We start from the raw sequence: 17,412 nt of genomic DNA on the forward strand, positions 1-17,412 counted from the left end.
TTGCGCTTTTGGAGCATTGTCGTTAGAACGCGGCAAAATACACAAAAATCAGGATCTGTCCTATGTCCAATACTGCCATGCCGTCTCCGTTCGCAGATTTTCGTGCCATTGTCGGTTCCATGCCGGGGCCGGACCAGTGCGCGATCGACGCGGTGCGGGAGCGTGACGGGCAGTTGACCAAGCCTGCCGGGGCACTTGGGCGTCTGGAAAATCTGGTGGAATGGCTGGCAGGTTGGCAGGCCAAGACCCCGCCAACAGTGCAGAAACCGCTCGTCGCTGTCTTTGCGGCAAACCATGGTGTTGCTGCAAAGGGGGTCTCTGCCTATCCGTCCGATGTGACGAAACAGATGGTGGCCAATTTTGCGGCCGGTGGTGCGGCGATTAATCAGCTCTGCAAAATGCATGATATCGGTCTGAGAGTGTTCGAGCTGGCGCTTGAAATGCCAACCCCGGATATCTCGGAGCAGGACGCGTTCACTGAGCAGGAATGCGCCGCCACCATGGCTTTTGGTATGGAATCAATTGCCGGTGGGACGGATCTTCTCTGCCTTGGTGAAATGGGTATTGGCAATACGACCGTTGCGGCTGCCATCTATCATGCGCTCTATGGCGGAGAAGCTGCTGACTGGGTCGGTCGCGGTACCGGGATTGATGATGAAGGTCTTGAGCGCAAGCGGGCTGTTGTTTCCCAGATTGTAGAGCGTCTGGACGGTGAAAAAGATCCGCTTGAAATCCTGCGTCGTGCCGGTGGCCGTGAGATTGCTGCGATGGCCGGTGCCATTCTGGCCGCAAGGGTGCAGCGCATTCCGGTCATTGTTGACGGTTTCATCGCAACCTCAGCGGCCGCAATCGTTCATGCCATGGGACCAGGCGCAATCGATCACTGCCTGATTGCCCATGCTTCTGCGGAAGCAGGACATGCCGCAGTGGTGAAGCGTCTGGATAAGCGCCCTGTGGTGGATCTGGATATGCGTCTGGGCGAGGGCTCTGGCGCTGCTCTGGCTGCTGTTATTCTCAAATCAGCGGTTGGACTTCACACCGGCATGGCGACTTTTGCCGAAGCTGGTGTCTCAGGGCCTGCCGACGAGTAATTCAGGCAGTGTTGGTTGCCACCAGACCGGTCGCCTCACACCCTCTAGGCCATCTTGTAGAGCTTGACCTTGTTGCGTTCCTTGTCCGCTTCCAGGCGGTCCATGACGCGAGTCCGTGGGAAGATCGCGATTGTTTCTGTGCCTTCCCGCAATTTTGAGCGGAGCTCAAACGAACCATTGTGCATGGACATAAGCGCCTGAACAATGGGCAGACCAAGGCCTGTACCGCGTTCATCCGTCTCATTGGCGAGGGAACCCTGACCGAACTGGGAGAGGATGACCGGGATTTCATCTTCCGGAATACCAGGACCTGTATCTCTCACTGAGACATATTGGCCGCCATTGGCTGTCCAGGCGATGGTAATGGTGACCGAGCCACCGGCAGGCGTGAATTTCACCGCGTTCGACAGAAGGTTGAGCATGATCTGTCGGACGGACCGTTCATCGGCCCAGAGTTTGGGCAGCTGCGACTCGTAATTCTCGACCAGCTCGACGCCCTTGCCCTGCGCTTTCAGATCCATCATGTGCACGCAATCCTCGGCCACTTCAGACAGGGAGACAGGCTCTTCCTGCAGGGTATAGCGACCGGCCTCAATCCGTGACAGATCAAGAATCTGATTGATGAGGTTCAGGAGATGGTTGCCTGAGCTGTGAATATCACCTGCATAGTCCTTGTAGGTGTTGTTTTCCATTGGCCCGAGCAGCTCGGTTTTCATCACCTCTGAAAAGCCGAGGATCGCATTCAACGGTGTGCGGAGCTCATGACTCATGGTGGCGAGAAACTTGGATTTGGCCAGATTGGCTGCTTCGGCCTGCCGTCTTGCCTCGTCAGACACGGCCTTCGCCTGTTCCAGCTCGACAATGAGGGAATCTTTTTCAGCCCGGAAGGACAGACTGACAATGGTTGCCGCATAAAGCCTGTTGGCAATGGTGATAAAGAACAGCAAGGCCCCGAATGACAGAACGGTCATGGTCCAGGCCATGATGTCGCCTGCGGGCAGGAACCGAATGGCTGCCGCAATCACCGCCGGTGCGCAGGCCAGGGTCACACTGAGAGGCAGGTTGGCGCTCAACAGGGTGGTCATGGCAATCATCACCAGCAAGGTGATGACAATGAAGATGCCAATAAGATCCTGGGTCAGCCCCAGATTGACGATCGGGCTATCTGTGACCGGAAGAACAGCAAAGCCGGACCAGGCCAGACCATAGATTGCCTGGGCAATCAGGAATCGTGTCCGCCAGGGCTTGATCTGAACCGTCTCAAGGTCGGTCTGGGTAAATTTCTGACTAAGAAACAGCAGTCCGGTATGGGCGGTGAACACAGCAAGCATCCAGCCGCCAATCGCCCATGTCGGCGACCAGAGCATGGACAGAAGAGCCGTGGTCAGAACGATCACCGGAACCGGCAGAATGCCGCTCAGCTGGTGCTGGGCGAACATCAGAAGCAGTTCGTGATCAAAGGCCAACCTGAGGCCCGTCGGCGAGTTCAGCCGTTCGCGCACATCCTTAACGGTCCGCGTCACATTGCGACGGCGGTCCGACCGTTTTCGGACAGATGCGGTCTCAGCCGATATCTTCACAGACGCGTTCTGTTCGCTCATTCAACCCGGAACCTTGAGAGATACTGTGTCTCCAAACTGCGTCCAGTGTGTAAGCAAAGTCTTAAAAACACTCTTACAATCGGAATAATCTCGCTTATCTTTTAAAGAAAACACAGAAGATCCACAGATCTGGATAAGAGACTGAAAAACAGACAGCCGGGGTACTGATGAAGCTCTATGACAGCGCGTTTGCGCCCAACCCAAGACGGGTTCGGGTGTTTCTGGCCGAAAAGGGACTGGAGATCCCCCGGGTTGTTCTGGATATCGGAGCAAAAGACCATAAACAGTCGGATTATGCCGGAGTGAACCCGTTTCAGCAGGTTCCAGCTCTTGAGCTGGATGATGGCACGGTTCTGACGGAAACCATGGCCATCTGCCGATATCTTGAGGAGCTGCATCCAGAACCCAACCTGTTTGGCCACACGGCTCTTGAGCGGGCACAGATCGAGATGTGGAACCGGCGGCTGGAGCTGATCTTCTTTGCGCAGGTCGCCCATACATTCCGTCATGCCCATCCGGCGATGGCAGAACTGGAAATCCCGCAAATCCCGGAATGGAGTGCCGTTAACCGCGAACGTCTGGGGCAGACTTTACATCTTCTCGACAGGGAACTTGCTGACCGGCCATTCATAACAGGGGAGCGCTTCACTATTGCTGATATCACCGGCTATTGCGCACTGCTGTTCATGAAACCTGCCAGGATAGAGATTCCGGACACCTGTCCGAATGTCTCTGCATGGTTTGACCGCCTGAAACAACGCCCGGGAGCTGATGCATGACCACGATTGATGAACTCGTTGGCGAAATCACCAGATGTCGTCTGTGCGTTGAGAGCCCGGATAAAACTCCCTTGCCACATGAGCCGCGCCCGGTGGTTCGTCTGTCCTCAACCGCACGACTGTGTATTGCCGGACAGGCACCGGGCACCCGTGTGCATGCCTCGGGAATACCGTTTGATGATCGCAGCGGAGACCGCCTGCGCGACTGGCTCGGTGTTGATCGGGAGACATTTTACGACACGTCGAAACTGTCCATTGTGCCGATGGGGTTCTGTTTTCCGGGGCTTGATGCCAAGGGAGGCGACCTGCCACCACGTAAGGAATGCGTTCGTCAGTGGCATGACCGGATTTTCCCGCTGATGCCACAGCTTGAGCTGATCCTTGTTATCGGGCAATACGCCCAAGCCTATCATATGGGCAAGGAACGGCAGAAAAGTCTCACTGATACGGTGAAAAACTGGCGCAGCTATTTCGAGCAGGACCGTTCGCCGAAAATTCTGCCTTTACCGCATCCGTCCTGGCGGAATACGGGGTGGCTGAAGAAAAATCCGTGGTTTGAAGCGGAGCTGCTGCCGGTCTTGCGCAGAACGGTGACTGAACTCACCGGATAGGGTATCCGGATGGGATTGCTCTTTGGAAGGATTCTATTTCAACTCAATTCGCCTTGATGGAAATCCATACTCTCTATAAGGTAAGGTGGAGTTCATAGTAGAATATTCTTCCAGAAAGTGCCGTCATGATTGATCGCCTCGACCGCAAGATCCTGTCTATTCTGCAGGAGGATTCAACCGTCCCCGTGGCTGAGATTGGACGTCGGATCGGCCTGTCGACAACACCATGCTGGCGCAGGATCCAGAAGCTGGAAGAGGACGGGGTTATCACGGGCCGTGTTGCGCTCTTGGAACCCAAGCAGGTGAACGCCCATGTGACGGCCTTTGTGGCCATTACCACCAGCCAGCATTCGGAAGACTGGCTGAAACGCTTTGCCTCCACTATCAGCGAATTTCCCCAGGTGGTTGAGTTTTATCGCATGGCCGGGCAGGTGGACTATCTGCTGCGCGTGGTGGTGCCCGATATCGAAGCCTATGATGCCTTCTACAAAAAGCTGATTGCGAAGATCGATATCGCCGACGTCTCGACCACCTTCGCTATGGAACAGATCAAATACACCACCCAGCTGCCGCTTGAATATGTGAAAGAAGCCAAGGACGGCGGTAAGTCTTGACCTAAGGCGGCGGTATCCGATGTTCGAGCGAAAACACTTCCTTGCCATGTCGCTCCTGGCGGTGGCAGGCATGATTGTCATTCTTCTGTGGATGGGGCGCTCGCCCATCTGCATCTGTGGCTATGTGCTGCTGTGGAGCCCGGACGTGATGAGTTCGGATAATTCCCAGCATATCGCAGACTGGTACACGCCATCCCATATTGCCCATGGTTTTCTGTTTTTCGGCTTTTTCTGGCTGATTGGCCGCAGCTGGGCCTGGGAATTACGGCTGTTTCTGTCCGTCCTGATCGAGGCGGCTTGGGAAATTGCCGAGAACACCAATGCGGTGATTGAGCGCTATCGGGAAGCGACCATTGCGCTTGATTATTATGGCGACAGCGTTCTGAACTCCTTTGCTGATCTTGGCTTTATGGTTGTTGGGTTCTGGCTGGCGGCGAGGCTGGGGCTAAAGTGGTCCATTGCTGTGGTGCTGGCGATGGAACTGGCAGCAGCCTGGGTCATCCGGGATAATCTCACCCTCAACGTGATCATGCTGATCCATCCGCTTGAGAGCATCAAGGCCTGGCAATTGGCTGGCTGATTGAGAAAGGGCCGCATCGATGATGCGGCCTTGAAAGAAACGGGTGTTGTTCAGCGTTCCGTCACTCATCCCGTTCCAGCAGGGCGAGGAGGGAGGATGTGTCCCAGCGACCACCGCCCATTTTCTGGACAGAGTGGTAGAACTGATCCACCAGAGCCGTAACGGGGAGGGAGGCGTCCACCTGGTTGGCCATGTCGAGACAGATGCTCAGATCCTTGCGCATCCAGTCCACAGCAAAGCCGAAGTCAAACTCTCCACGAGACATGGTCTTGTTGCGGTTGATCATCTGCCATGAGCCTGCCGCGCCCTTGTCGATGACGTCAAAGACCACATCGGGGTCAAGCCCGGCTTTCTTGGCGAAATGCACCCCTTCGGCCAACCCCTGAACAAGGCCGGCGATACAGATCTGGTTGACCATCTTGGTCAATTGTCCGGCACCGGATCCACCCATCAGGCGGGAGGCCTTGGCGTAACACATGATCAGTTCTTCCGCGCGGGTGTAGGCTGTCTCATCACCACCCACCATAACAGTGAGAATGCCGTTCTCGGCCCCGGCCTGACCGCCAGAGACCGGAGCATCCAGAAAATGGAAGCCGCCTGCCTGGGCTGCTGCATAGAGCTCGCGTGCCACATCGGCACTGGCTGTGGTGTTATCGATGAAAACGCTGTCGGCCTGCATGGATTGGAAGGCGCCGGTCTCGCCGGTGGTGACGGACCGCAGGTCATCATCATTACCCACGCAGCAGAAGACGAAATCGGCTCCCTTGGCGGCTTCCGCCGGGGTGGTGGCGTAGCTGCCGCCAAATTCCTTTGCCCAGGCCTCAGCCTTGGCTGTGGTCCGGTTATAGACCGTAACCTCATGGCCACCCTTGGTCTTCAGATGCCCTGCCATGGGGTAGCCCATGACGCCAAGACCGATAAAGCTCACCTTTGCCATATAAACGCCTCCCGAATACGGCTGGAAATCGTGCCAATGTTCTATCCCGATTGGGAAAACCTGTCATGTGCTATCCTAAACAGGCACACAAAAAGGGGCGCGGCATCGCGTGCCGCGCCCTTGTCGGAATATCTTCGCGTGTTAGTAAGAGATATTCTCGGCCTTCATCATGAAGCCCATATGCTTGTTGGAGGCTGCAAGGCCACCTTCGCCCTCTTTCCAGGTGATTTTGCCGTCACCATCCTTGTCTGTGCCTTCGATAAGGGCTTTGGCGAGTGTATGCAGTTTTTCCATGTGCGGTTTGGCGTCTTCGGCTGTTGTTGCCGCATCAATCGCCTTGATATGTTTCATCATGTAGTGGACACGGCCTATCGTATTCTGGGCAGAGGTTGCCACATGAACCGCATGGGTCTTCACCGCCTTTGAGGCATCCTTGCTGTCTGCGGCCAGGTTGACATGCTGTACAACCCCCTTGGCGGCGCGCTTGACGCCAAAGCCGGAGCCGACGGCAACATCGCCTTCAGGAGCAATCGCGTCGCGAACATGGCCAGCATGCAGTTTCATGGAGGTGAGATCGGATGTGTCAGCAGCGCCATAGCCTGCATGTTTCGCCGCCACTTCAGCATCAGCCAGAGCAACCGGCAGAAGGCCTTCCGCATTCGGCGTTTCGCCCCAGTTTTTCATCACATGACTGATATGCTGATGGGCTTCAATGGTTCCGGAGACAGCTGGTGAAAGGGAAAAGGCAAGGCCTGCTGCAAGGGCAGTTGCGCCCAAAAAGTGCTTGATCGACATAGGGTGTCCTCCCGCTTAGACATTTGACTATCAAGCTAACACCTCAGAAGGTTTGTTATGTGCTCACGATCCGGTGAAGCCTCTATCGACTATAGTTGCATGAAGGTGCGGCTGCCCGATAGTCTGGGAGAGATCACTGAAAGGAATCGCGATGAAATCCTGGAATGAATGCGCAATTCGGCTGACCGATGTGGCCATGGGCCGTCAGCCTGCCGATCTTGTTATCACCAATGGGCGTTGGGTGAATGTGCATTCGGGCGAGATTATCCCCGCAATGGATTTCGCGATTGCCGATGGCCGCTTTGCCTATGTGGGGCCTGATGCATCCCATACGATCGGGGAAGAGACCAGGGTCATTGATGCTGGTGGGCGCTATGCGGTTCCCGGTCTCTGTGACGCGCATATGCATGTGGAATCCGGCATGGTTACGGTGACCGAGTTTGCGCGCGCTGTCCTGCCGCACGGCACCACCAGTATGTTCATTGATCCTCATGAGATCGCCAATGTGCTGGGGCTTGAAGGTGTCCGGTTGATGCATGACGAGGCCATGAGCCTGCCCATGACCGTGTTCGTGCAGATGCCAAGTTGTGTGCCCAGTGCTCCGGGGCTTGAGAATGCGGGGGCATCCATCGGCCCGTCAGATGTGGCCGAGGCCATGGCTTGGCCAGGTATTATCGGGCTGGGCGAGGTGATGAACTTCCCCGGCGTGGCCCATGGAGACCCCACCATGCATGGTGAAATGGCTGAGACCATGCGAGCGGGCAAGACCATTGGTGGTCACTATGCCTCGCCGGATCTTGGTCCGCTGTTCCATGGCTATGTGGCTGGTGGTCCGGCTGATGATCATGAGGGTACGCGCAAGGAGGACGCCATTGCCCGGGTCCGGCAGGGCATGCGCGCCATGCTGCGGCTCGGTTCAGCCTGGTATGACGTTGCCGAGCAGGTGAAGGCGATTACTGAGGACGGGCTTGATTCCCGCAATTTCATTCTCTGCACCGATGACAGTCATTCAGGCACTCTGATCCATGAAGGGCATATGAACCGGGTGGTGCGCCACGCCATCGCGCAAGGGCTGAAGCCGATGACCGCCATCCAGATGGCGACCCTCAATACGGCCCAGCATTTTGGGCTTGAGCGGGAGCTCGGGTCGATCACACCGGGTCGTCGCGCCGATATGATTATCACGTCAGACCTGCCGACCCTGCCGGTGGAGCTGGTTCTGGCCCAGGGGCAGCTGGTGGCGCAGGACGGGGCTCTCGTGACGGACATTCCAGCTTACACCTATCCGGAATTTGCCAAGGGCACGGTGCGTATGGGGCGCAGCCTTGAAGCCGATGATTTCGATATTCCGGCACCGGCGGGCACGGAAGGGGTCAAGGCACGGGTCATCGGGGTGATTGAGAATCAGGCCCCGACGCGGGCGCTGGAAGAGACGCTCCCGGTCAGAGGTGGCATCGTACAGATGGACCAGAAGAAGGATGTCTGCCAGATCGCCCTGGTGGAACGGCACAAGGGCACGGGCCATCTGACCAATGGCTTCGTATCCGGCTTTGGCTATAACAAGCCCTGCGCCATGGCATCCACCGTAGCCCACGATAGCCATCATATGATCGTGGTCGGCACCAGCAAGGCGGATATGGCGCTTGCGGCCAATCGCCTGAAGGAGGTCGGAGGCGGTGTTGTGCTGTTTTCTGAGGGCGAAGAACTGGCCTTGGTGGAAATGCCGATTGCCGGACTGATGTCAGATGAGCGATCTGAAGTGGTGGCAGGCAAGGCGGATCGTCTGGTCGAGGCCATGGCCCAGTGTGGCTGCACCCTCAACAATGCCTATATGCAGCATTCCCTGCTGGCTCTGGTGGTTATACCGGAGCTGAGGATTTCCGACATGGGACTGGTGGATGTGACAAAGTTCCAGATGACGGAACTACTCGTCAGCGAGTAACACCAACGGAACGAATTCCTGACGCATTTGACCGGCCTTCGGTGACGACAAATCGCCCGCTGAACTGCGTTGTTTCTCTTGACCAATACCCCGCATTGCCCTTCGAGAAATGCCTTGTCAGCAGACGATTTGACATCATCAAATGGGTCAGGAATTCATTCCGTTGGTATAAGCGCCTGCTCGAGGTCCGCGATAAGGTCGTCGGAATGCTCAATGCCTACCGACAGGCGGAGCATGGTTTCCGGGACGCCGGTGCCGAGGTCTTTCTCAATCGTATGACGATGCTCAATGACGCTTTCAACGCCGCCAAGGGATGTGGCACGGATGATCGTCTTCAGACGCCCCGCCACGGCCAGGGCGTCAGCTCCATCACCGGTGATATCAAATGACATCAGACAGCCGAAACCGCCCGGCATCTGCGTGCGGGCCAGGCTATGGTGCGGATGGCTCTGCAGGCCGGGATAGCGCACCAGCGCAACCCTGTCATGACCATCCAGAAACCGTGCAACGGCAAGCGCATTGGCGCTGGCACGTTCTATCCTCAGGGCCATGGTGCGCATACCGCGCAGCAGAAGCCAGGCCTCAAACGGGCCAAGCATCGCACCAGCCAGATTGCGGTCTGCGCGTATAGCGGCCCAGCGTTCTGTTTCCCGCGCAGCAATCAGAGCGCCAGCCAGCACGTCGGAATGCCCGTTCAGGCTCTTGGTGGCGGAATGCAGAACGTAGTCCGCGCCAAAGGAGAGAGGCCTGCTGAGAATGGGAGTGGCCGCTGTTGAATCAATCGCCAGCTCAGCGCCGACGGCATGCGCCTCATCTGCAGCCCGCTTGATATCAACAAGGCCTATCCATGGATTAGACGGCGTTTCCAGCAGAACGAGGTCCGGTTTTTCGGAGCGGATTGCGGCGCTGAGGGCATCTCCATCAAGGGCATCCACTGTAACCAGCCGGACTGCGCGCCGCTCACAGAAATTCCGCATCCACACTGTCGTGCCATGATAGATGCCCTCTTGAAGCAGAATGGTTCCGCCTGTCCTGACAGTGCGTCCAAGGGCTGCAATCGCAGCCATGCCGGATGAGAAGAGCAGGGCGTCTGTGCCGCCTTCCAGCCGGGTCAGAATATCCTCTGCAAGTCTGTGAACCGGCGCACCATAGCGGGAATAAGTATTGTCCGGGTTATGCAGGGCATACGCCTCATCCCGGGCAAAGGTGGTTGAGGGTTGCAGCGGCGGCACAACACCGCCGGTGGCCTCGTCCAGATAATGATCCAGCTGCGCTGTGATGGTTTCCGGCCTGAGAGGACGGTCAGTCATGAGAAGATCCTCTTGATCAGTCCGCAGACCGTCTCAGATGGCGTGTCAGATAGAGCTCAAGTCTGTCCCAGAGACGGCGAAGGGTTTCCACCATGGCCAGATAGAGCAGGGCAGCCCAGAGATAGACTTGGAAGTCGAAGGTCCGGGCATAGGCCAGACGTGTATTCCCCATCAGGTCATAGACCGTGATGATACTAGCCAGGGCCGAGCCTTTGATCATCAGGACAATCTCGTTGCCAAACGGACGCAGAGCGATGATGGCTGCATTCGGAACTATGATCTTCCAGAAGATCACAACGCGATGCAGGCCGAGTGCCTTGCCTGCTTCCACCAGGCCTTTCGGGACGGATTGGATAGCGCCGCGGAAAATCTCGGCCTGATAGGCTGCCGTATTCAGGGAGAAGGTGAAGATTGCGCAATAATAAGCATCGCGGAAAAACCACCACAATCCAACACTTTGCAGTTCAGGGCGGAAGATTCCTGCCCCATAGTAGATAAGGAAGATCTGGGCCAGCAAAGGTGTGCCGCGGAAAAAATACACATAGGCAAAACAGAGCGAGCCGATCAGCCTGTTCTCAGACAACCGACCCAGTGTCACGGGAATGGCCAGCGCAAAGCCAATGGAGATCGAGAAGATAATCAGCTCAAGCGTAGTCAGAACACCGGTCAGAACCCGCGGGGCATATTTCTGATAGATCTCGACGTCATAGCCATCAATCAGGACCTTGATCAGCATTGCCCCGATCAGGGCCCAGACAGCAAGAATGGCAATGCCGCAGATCTTCGAACGTGTAAGGCCGGTTGAAACGGCCGGCGGCGGCGGGCGCGAGGTGATATCTGTCATGAGCGCGCTCCCATGTCACCCTTGCTCGACCAGCGCTCAAGGCCGCGAATGCCGATAGAGGAGATCATTGCCAGGGCCACATAGACAAGGCAGGCAAGGAGGTAGAAGAAGAAAGCTTCCTTGGTCACGCCCACTGCAATACGGGTCTGGCGCATGAAATCACTCAGCGCGATAACGGAAACAAGCGAGGTTTCCTTGACCAGAATAAGCCAGAGATTCGAAAGACCGGGCAAGGCCAGGCGGATGAGTTGTGGCAGGATGATAAGGCGCAAGGTCTGAAACCGCGACAGGCCAAGGGCGTCGCCCGCTTCATATTGACCCGCCTTGATGCCTTTGAAGGCACTGAGAAACACTTCGCTTGCAAAGGCGGAAAAGACGCAGCCGAGTGCCACCATACCGGCAACAAAGCCGTTAATCTCGATATGGGCATCGTCCGAGAAGAATTTGATGAAACTCTGAAGAGCGATCTGGGCGCCGTAATAGACGATGAACAGGGTCAGCAGTTCCGGCAGGCCGCGGAAGATCGTTGTGTAGATATTGGCGGCAGACCGCAGGGTTGCCTCTTCGGAATTCTTGCCCAGCGCCAGCAGAAAACCGGCCAGCAGACCAAAAGGCAGCGTGGCAAGGGCCAGGCTGACGGTAATCCAGAGCCCGGATGCAAGCTCATCTCCCCAGCCTTCCGGTCCGAAAGAGAGCAAAGCAATATACTCAGACATGGGGCAGACTGTCCCGCTGTGCGCTTGTGGAAGGAGGCTCGCCTGCCGGAGCAGACGAGCCGTGCGTTAAATCAGCGGATCAGTAAACGTCAAACGCAAAGTATTTTGCGTTGATTTTCTGATAGGTGCCATCTTCACGGATTTCTTTGATGGCTTTTGAAAACGCGTCAGCGAGGTCCTGATCTTCCTTGCGAACGCCGATGCCAGCGCCTTCACCGTGAATAGCGACAACGCTTTCAAGCGGGGTCAGGATTTTGCAGCAGGAACCTTCTTCGGTGGCCAGCCATTCGCTGAGCACAACGATGTCGTCCACAACAACGTCAATACGGCCGCTGGCGAGGTCAAGCTTGTATTCATCCGCGGTCGGGTAGAGCTTCACTTCAGAGCCTTCACCGAAGAACTGCTCGGCATAGTTGCCATGCGTGGTGGAAGACTGTGCGCCAACCAGACGACCCTTCAGGGCGTCAGCTGTGCCAGCTGTCAGGTCGGAATCTTTCGGTACAGCAAGCGCTGGCGGAGTGTTGTAGTATTTTTCGGAGAAGGAAATCTGCTTCTTGCGCTCATCGGTAATCGACATGGATGCGATGATTGCGTCATATTTGTTGGCAACGAGAGCCGGAATGATGCCATCCCAATCCTGGGTGACGAATTCGCATTCTGCGCCCATCTTTTCGCAGAGAGCGCGGGCAATATCGATGTCGAAGCCCTCAAGTTTGCCGTCAGACGTCAGGTTGTTGAACGGAGGGTAGGCGCCTTCCGTACCGATACGGATTTTCTTCCAGTCTTTTGCTTCAGCAACGCTGATAGCAACAACCAGCGCAGATGCGGCCAGAGCGAGTTTTTTAAAGAGTACCATGGTATTCCCCTGTGAAGGCTCTTCTTAGATTTTTTTGTCAATGTGGCCCGATTGGTATCGGGTCCAGCATCCCGGCGCAATAATCCCATTATTTTTCTTCATATTGCAAGCCTGTCCGACGAAAACAGCGCTTTGAGCACGAAATTGGGGATTAAATCGCCATCACAAAAGATTCTGCGCAAAAGAAAACGCTTATCGAAGGACGCCCAGCTCGGAGAATGGCAGAAAGGCCACGGGTTCTCCGTCAGCTAATGCCGTCACATGCTCAGGAATCATGATCAACCCGTCAGCTTCCCTCAGGCTGGAGATGAGACCGGAACCATCCCGCTGATATTTCCGGGCAACCAGTTTGCCTGTTTCATCGATGGCCAGAATCCCGCGCAGGAATTCTGTCCGATCCGGTTTCTTCTTGCCAATGGAAAAGGCGGCTGGAACAGGAAAGGCCGGGACATCCCGCCATGTGGCCCCGGCGAGGGCAAGAATGGCCGGTCGTGCGTAGAGAAGAAAACAGATCATCGCGGCTACCGGATTGCCCGGCAGACCGATCATGGCGCAATCACCGATCTCACCAAAACTCATCGGTCGCCCGGGTTTGATGGCCAGTTGCCACAGGTACCGTTTGCCCAGCCGGTCCATGGTATCGATAATGTGGTCTTCCTCACCACGGCTGGCTCCGCCTGACGTCAGGATGATGTCATGGTTGCTCGCAGCCTTTTCAAGCGTCGAGCTGATCACCGGTGCCTGATCGGGCAGAATGCCATAATCAGTAATCTCGACGGGGAGGGTGGCCGCGAGGCTGTTCAGGAGATAACGGTTTGCGTCATAAACCTGGCCTGGCTGAATGGGCTTGCCCGGCAGAACCAGCTCATCACCAGTAGACAGAATAGCAATGCGCAGCTTGCGATAGGCTGAGACCTGATGACGCCCCACGGATGCGAGGGCCGCCACATCCTGAGGCCGCAATCTGTCACCGGGGGAGAGGAGTGTGTCACCCTCCTGAAGGTCTTCACCAGCCTTGCGACGGTTTGCACCATTTTTCAAGCCTTGAGGCACGCTGACCATATCGCCATCATCAGTGCAGTCTTCCTGCATCGCCACCGTATCGGCACCCTCTGGCATGACGGCTCCGGTGAAAATCCGCGCAGCGGTGCCGGGAGCAAGGGGGGAGCCGTCCAGATCTCCGGCCGCAATTCGGCGGGAAACGGGCAGTTGACCCTCTGTTGAGATATAATCCTCGTGGGCAAAGGCATAGCCATCCACGGCAGAATTATCCGTCAGCGGCACATTGCGCGGGCTGGTAATGGTTTCCGCCAGAATACGTCCCGCACACGCTTCAAGAGTGACTGTTTCCGGCTCGGCAATCCGCTTGACCTGCCGTTTCAGGATGTCCAGTGCCTCTGCGTGTTTCAACCGGTCCTTGTCATGAAGAAAACAGTCATCAAGCAGCTTGCGCATGGCCTTATCGCTCCAGTCCGCATTTGGAGATGATCAGATCAGCCAGTCCGGGAATGTCATCAAGATCATAGACCGGGCGATCAGCATTTTCGACCTCATGATCCGCTGCGATCGCAACAATCTGCGGATCGTCAGGAGCAAGAGGCACGCGCTTTTTTGACTCTGTCCGCCGGGCTTCAATCTTCATGTGGCCTTCGCGTTTGAAACCCTCCACCATGACGATGTCACTTGGCCCAAGGCGGCTGATGATTGTCTCAAGCGATGGCTCCGGCTCTCCGGCCAGCTCATGCATGATAGCCCAGCGGGACCCTGCAACGAGCGCCACTTCCTGAGCCCCTGCCTGCCGGTGGCGATAGGAGTCCGTTCCCGGAGTGTCAATATCAATGGTGTGATGGGCATGTTTGACAGAGGCCACACGATAGCCGCGCTCAGTCAGCTCGGTAATCAGCCTTGTCACAAGAGTTGTCTTGCCGGAGTTTTTCCAGCCGGTCACGCCAAAGACAGGTGCGCTTGCCATCACTGTTCCTTCAGATGCTTCTTAGGTGATTGAGAGCTGCATCCAGATCGTCCGGACGGTTGATGTTGAAAAACGGGTCCAGATCTGAAGCCGGATCGTCAAAAGACACCAGATCGAAACCATGCCTGTCTGTCCAGGCGAGAACCTTGCGATTGTCCTGACTGGTCAGCCAGTCCCGCAGATCATGGCGGAGTGCCACAGGCCACAGGCCGAAGACTGAATGGGTCTTGCCGCCGGTTGAGGCCAGAAGAATGGCGTCTGACCTGTCTCCGGCTGCCGCAGACAGTCGCTCGACCAGGTCTTGCGGGAAAAAGGGCGTGTCAGCTGCGGCTGTCACAATGTGACTGGCGTCAGGATGTGCCTCTGCCGCCCAGTCCAGCCCGGTCAGAACACCAGCCAGTGGCCCGGCAAAGCCCTCAATGCTGTCCGGTATCACACTATATCCCAGATAGGAGAACCGATCAGACGGGCCGTTTGCATTGATGGCGATATCCGTGACCTGGGGGCGAAGGCGTTTCACCACATGGTCGATCAGATTAAGGCCGTTGAGGTCAAGCAGGCTCTTGTCGCCGCCACCCATCCGTCTGGACAGGCCGCCTGCGAGAATGACACCGGGGAGAGGAGGGCGCATCGTCATGGTCTTCAGCTATCCTTGCCGCTGCCTTTGCGGCGGTGTTTGGGGTCTTCATCGCCGATTTCGGCCGGATCACTGTCAAAGACAATCCGATCAGCACCGGAGAGGGCTACAAAGCGTTTGCCGCGCGCGCGGCCTATGAGAGTCAGACCCACCTCGCGAGCCAGCTCCACCCCTGATGCCGTGAAGCCTGAACGGGAAACGAGGATGGGAATACCCATCATGGCTGTCTTGATGACCATTTCAGACGTCAGCCGACCGGTGGTGTAGAAGATCTTGTCAGACGGGTCGACCCCGTTCATGTGCATCCAGCCGGCGATTTTGTCCACCGCATTGTGACGACCCACATCTTCCATATAGACGAGCGGGCGGTCTTCAGCACACAGAACGCAGCCATGAATGGCACCTGCCGAGAGATAGAGCGAGGGCTCCGTGTTGATTTTCTTTGTCAGCGCATAGAGCCATGAGGTCTTGAGGCTGGCATTCTCGGGCAGATTGATCGACTCAAAACTGTCCATGATATCGCCGAAGACAGTTCCCTGTGCACAGCCTGAGGTGCGCACCTTCTTCTTCAGCTTTTCCTCGTAGTTGGTTTCCCGCTCGGTGCGGACAATGACCACTTCAAGATCATCATCATAGTCAATGCCCGTGATCACATCGTCCGGCTTCAGCATGTTCTGATTCAGCAGATAGCCCACAGCCAGCAGATCAGGATGATCACCGATCGTCATCATGGTGACGATTTCCTGTGCATTGAGAAAGAGTGTCAGGGCCCGCTCACTCACCACATTGACCTGAACGGCCTGGCCGTCATGGTCGACACCATCGACCGTACTTGACAGCTTCGGATCATCGGGGGTCGGGCGTATCAGAAATTCATCCAACCGGAAGGCTCCTCTGGTGCATCATCCGACCGCGAAAAAGTGAATGGCTTTCGGATGACAAACTGATTTGATGACTTACATAGAACATAGAGCGCGGGATTTATACGTCGAGAGCATGAGTGCGACATTGACACCATTTTTTCGCCGGTTGGGCATTATCGGTGCAGCACTCGGCCTTTTTGTTATTGTGGGGCCGGGGCTCTCGGTCTTTACAACGCAGAAAACCTCACTCCAGAGATGGCGGGCGGACTTTGCAAGACCTGAGACCGTTCCCTATCCGACTCACAATCCCTATACGGCCGAGAAAGCGTCTCTTGGAGAAGATCTCTTTTTTGATCCACGCCTGTCCCGCCTTCAGCGTATGTCCTGCGCCCGATGCCACAATCCGGAACTGGGGCTGGAAGATGGCATCCCTGTTGCCGAAGGTGAGAACGGCCTTCTGGTTGACCGCAATACCCAGACCGTATGGAACCTTGCCTGGACGGAGCCTTTGTTCTGGGACGGACGCGTCCAGACGCTGGAAGACCAGGTCAAACATCCGATTACAGAACCCCGCGAGATGAATTTCAGTTTTGAAGGGGTGATAGAACGCCTGTCGCTGGATGCGGAGATGGTGGAGTCGTTCAGAGCGGCATTTCCGGAACGGGACAGGATTACGGCGCAGTCAATCGAAGAGGCTCTGGCCACATACCAGCGCGGCCTCATCTCTCCACCAACCCGGTTTGATCAATGGGTTGAGGGGGATGATGCAGCATTGTCTGAGGCGGAAGAGAGAGGACTGGCGCTCTTTGTTGGTCGTGCCGGATGCGTTCAGTGCCATTCAGGCTGGCGCTTTACGGATGACCAGTTCCGTGATGTAGGGGTCGGCAATCACGATAAAGGACGCTTTGAGGTGACAGGGGACAAGAGGGACCTCTATGCCTTCCGTACCCCGGGGCTCCGGGAAATCACGAAAAGAGCGCCTTATATGCATGATGGGTCGCTGAAAACCCTTGACGATGTGATCCGGCATCATACATCCGGATTTGTACGCAGATCGTCTGTTGATCCGGTGTTGAAGCCTGTGGAGTTGTCTGATGCTGAAATCGGACACCTGACGGCTTTTCTGGGCACACTGTCTGCGACACAGGAAGCTATTGATGCGGCTCTGGCCGCGGAGTAGTCTCCCGCAAATTCCTCTGGCACGGGATAGACCCTGTGACGCTCATAAAAAAACTGATGAAGGCATTTGGACAACGCGCTGATG

The 17,412-nt window shown here is 56.3% G+C and carries 18 protein-coding genes; 7 read left to right on the forward strand and 11 right to left on the reverse strand.

Translation table 11 applies throughout. From position 1 onward, the window contains the following. Nucleotides 1-62: 62 nt before the first annotated feature. On the forward strand, nt 63-1,091 hold the full coding sequence (gene cobT / locus RA157_RS13645; protein WP_350333681.1) for a nicotinate-nucleotide--dimethylbenzimidazole phosphoribosyltransferase: 1,029 nt from the start codon (nt 63-65) through the stop codon (nt 1,089-1,091). A gap of 44 nt (nt 1,092-1,135) precedes the next feature. Here cobT and RA157_RS13650 read toward each other — a convergent pair whose 3' ends face one another. After that, nucleotides 1,136-2,692 (reverse strand): sensor histidine kinase, encoded by a 1,557-nt coding sequence (locus RA157_RS13650; RefSeq protein WP_350333682.1) that lies wholly within the window; start codon nt 2,690-2,692, stop codon nt 1,136-1,138. Between the two features lie 167 nt (nt 2,693-2,859). Here RA157_RS13650 and RA157_RS13655 point away from each other — a divergent pair, with 167 nt between their 5' ends. The 4 genes from RA157_RS13655 to RA157_RS13670 all read left to right on the forward strand — a co-directional run bounded on the left by RA157_RS13655 (nt 2,860) and on the right by RA157_RS13670 (nt 5,276). Continuing rightward, nucleotides 2,860-3,471, forward strand: a complete 612-nt coding sequence (locus RA157_RS13655) for a glutathione S-transferase family protein (RefSeq protein ID WP_350333683.1) — start codon at nt 2,860-2,862, stop codon at nt 3,469-3,471. Next, complete coding sequence (locus RA157_RS13660; RefSeq protein ID WP_350333684.1) at nt 3,468-4,082, forward strand: uracil-DNA glycosylase family protein; 615 nt, start codon at nt 3,468-3,470, stop codon at nt 4,080-4,082. The genes RA157_RS13655 and RA157_RS13660 overlap by 4 nt, the downstream gene beginning before the upstream one ends. Nucleotides 4,083-4,207: 125 nt before the next feature. After that, the gene (locus RA157_RS13665) at nt 4,208-4,696 is read left to right on the forward strand and encodes an Lrp/AsnC family transcriptional regulator (RefSeq protein ID WP_350333685.1); all 489 of its coding nucleotides are present in this window, start codon (nt 4,208-4,210) and stop codon (nt 4,694-4,696) included. Between the two features lie 19 nt (nt 4,697-4,715). Further along, nucleotides 4,716-5,276: a DUF2585 family protein gene (locus tag RA157_RS13670; protein WP_350333686.1), complete on the forward strand. Its 561-nt coding sequence runs from the start codon at nt 4,716-4,718 to the stop codon at nt 5,274-5,276. A gap of 61 nt (nt 5,277-5,337) precedes the next feature. Here the strand turns inward: RA157_RS13670 and RA157_RS13675 are convergent, their stop codons facing one another. Beyond that, complete coding sequence (locus RA157_RS13675; protein WP_350333687.1) at nt 5,338-6,213, reverse strand: NAD(P)-dependent oxidoreductase; 876 nt, start codon at nt 6,211-6,213, stop codon at nt 5,338-5,340. 141 nt (nt 6,214-6,354) lie between these two features. After that, complete coding sequence (locus RA157_RS13680; protein ID WP_350333688.1) at nt 6,355-7,008, reverse strand: hypothetical protein; 654 nt, start codon at nt 7,006-7,008, stop codon at nt 6,355-6,357. Nucleotides 7,009-7,159: 151 nt separating this feature from the next. On the opposite strand from RA157_RS13680, the gene ade reads away from it, so the two are divergent. Then, the gene (gene ade, locus RA157_RS13685) at nt 7,160-8,950 is read left to right on the forward strand and encodes an adenine deaminase (protein WP_350333689.1); all 1,791 of its coding nucleotides are present in this window, start codon (nt 7,160-7,162) and stop codon (nt 8,948-8,950) included. Nucleotides 8,951-9,105: 155 nt separating this feature from the next. On the opposite strand, the gene RA157_RS13690 is transcribed toward ade, so the two are convergent. The 8 genes from RA157_RS13690 to fdhD form a co-directional block, all read right to left on the reverse strand. Then, nucleotides 9,106-10,260 (reverse strand): trans-sulfuration enzyme family protein, encoded by a 1,155-nt coding sequence (locus RA157_RS13690; RefSeq protein WP_350333690.1) that lies wholly within the window; start codon nt 10,258-10,260, stop codon nt 9,106-9,108. 16 nt (nt 10,261-10,276) lie between these two features. Beyond that, a complete protein-coding gene (locus RA157_RS13695; protein ID WP_350333691.1) occupies nt 10,277-11,104 on the reverse strand; it encodes an ABC transporter permease in 828 nt (275 codons plus the stop codon). Then, complete coding sequence (locus tag RA157_RS13700) at nt 11,101-11,820, reverse strand: ABC transporter permease (protein WP_350333692.1); 720 nt, start codon at nt 11,818-11,820, stop codon at nt 11,101-11,103. Before RA157_RS13700 ends, RA157_RS13695 begins: the two co-directional genes overlap by 4 nt. A 79-nt stretch (nt 11,821-11,899) precedes the next feature. Further along, nucleotides 11,900-12,676, reverse strand: a complete 777-nt coding sequence (locus RA157_RS13705; RefSeq protein WP_350333693.1) for a lysine/arginine/ornithine ABC transporter substrate-binding protein — start codon at nt 12,674-12,676, stop codon at nt 11,900-11,902. A 192-nt stretch (nt 12,677-12,868) separates the two neighbouring features. Continuing rightward, complete coding sequence (locus RA157_RS13710; RefSeq protein WP_350333694.1) at nt 12,869-14,131, reverse strand: molybdopterin molybdotransferase MoeA; 1,263 nt, start codon at nt 14,129-14,131, stop codon at nt 12,869-12,871. Nucleotides 14,132-14,135: 4 nt separating this feature from the next. Beyond that, nucleotides 14,136-14,648 carry a molybdopterin-guanine dinucleotide biosynthesis protein B gene (mobB, locus tag RA157_RS13715; RefSeq protein WP_350333695.1) on the reverse strand — a complete coding sequence of 171 codons (513 nt, stop codon included), beginning with the start codon at nt 14,646-14,648 and terminating at the stop codon, nt 14,136-14,138. 10 nt (nt 14,649-14,658) lie between these two features. After that, nucleotides 14,659-15,279: a molybdenum cofactor guanylyltransferase MobA gene (gene mobA, locus RA157_RS13720; protein WP_350336204.1), complete on the reverse strand. Its 621-nt coding sequence runs from the start codon at nt 15,277-15,279 to the stop codon at nt 14,659-14,661. An 11-nt stretch (nt 15,280-15,290) separates the two neighbouring features. Next, a complete protein-coding gene (gene fdhD, locus RA157_RS13725; protein WP_350333696.1) occupies nt 15,291-16,166 on the reverse strand; it encodes a formate dehydrogenase accessory sulfurtransferase FdhD in 876 nt (291 codons plus the stop codon). A gap of 115 nt (nt 16,167-16,281) precedes the next feature. Here fdhD and RA157_RS13730 point away from each other — a divergent pair, with 115 nt between their 5' ends. Then, the gene (locus RA157_RS13730; RefSeq protein ID WP_350333697.1) at nt 16,282-17,328 is read left to right on the forward strand and encodes a cytochrome-c peroxidase; all 1,047 of its coding nucleotides are present in this window, start codon (nt 16,282-16,284) and stop codon (nt 17,326-17,328) included. The last annotated feature ends 84 nt before the right edge of the window (nt 17,329-17,412 follow it).

Source organism: Coralliovum pocilloporae (genome assembly GCF_030845175.1).
GTDB lineage: Bacteria > Pseudomonadota > Alphaproteobacteria > Rhizobiales > Cohaesibacteraceae > Coralliovum > Coralliovum pocilloporae.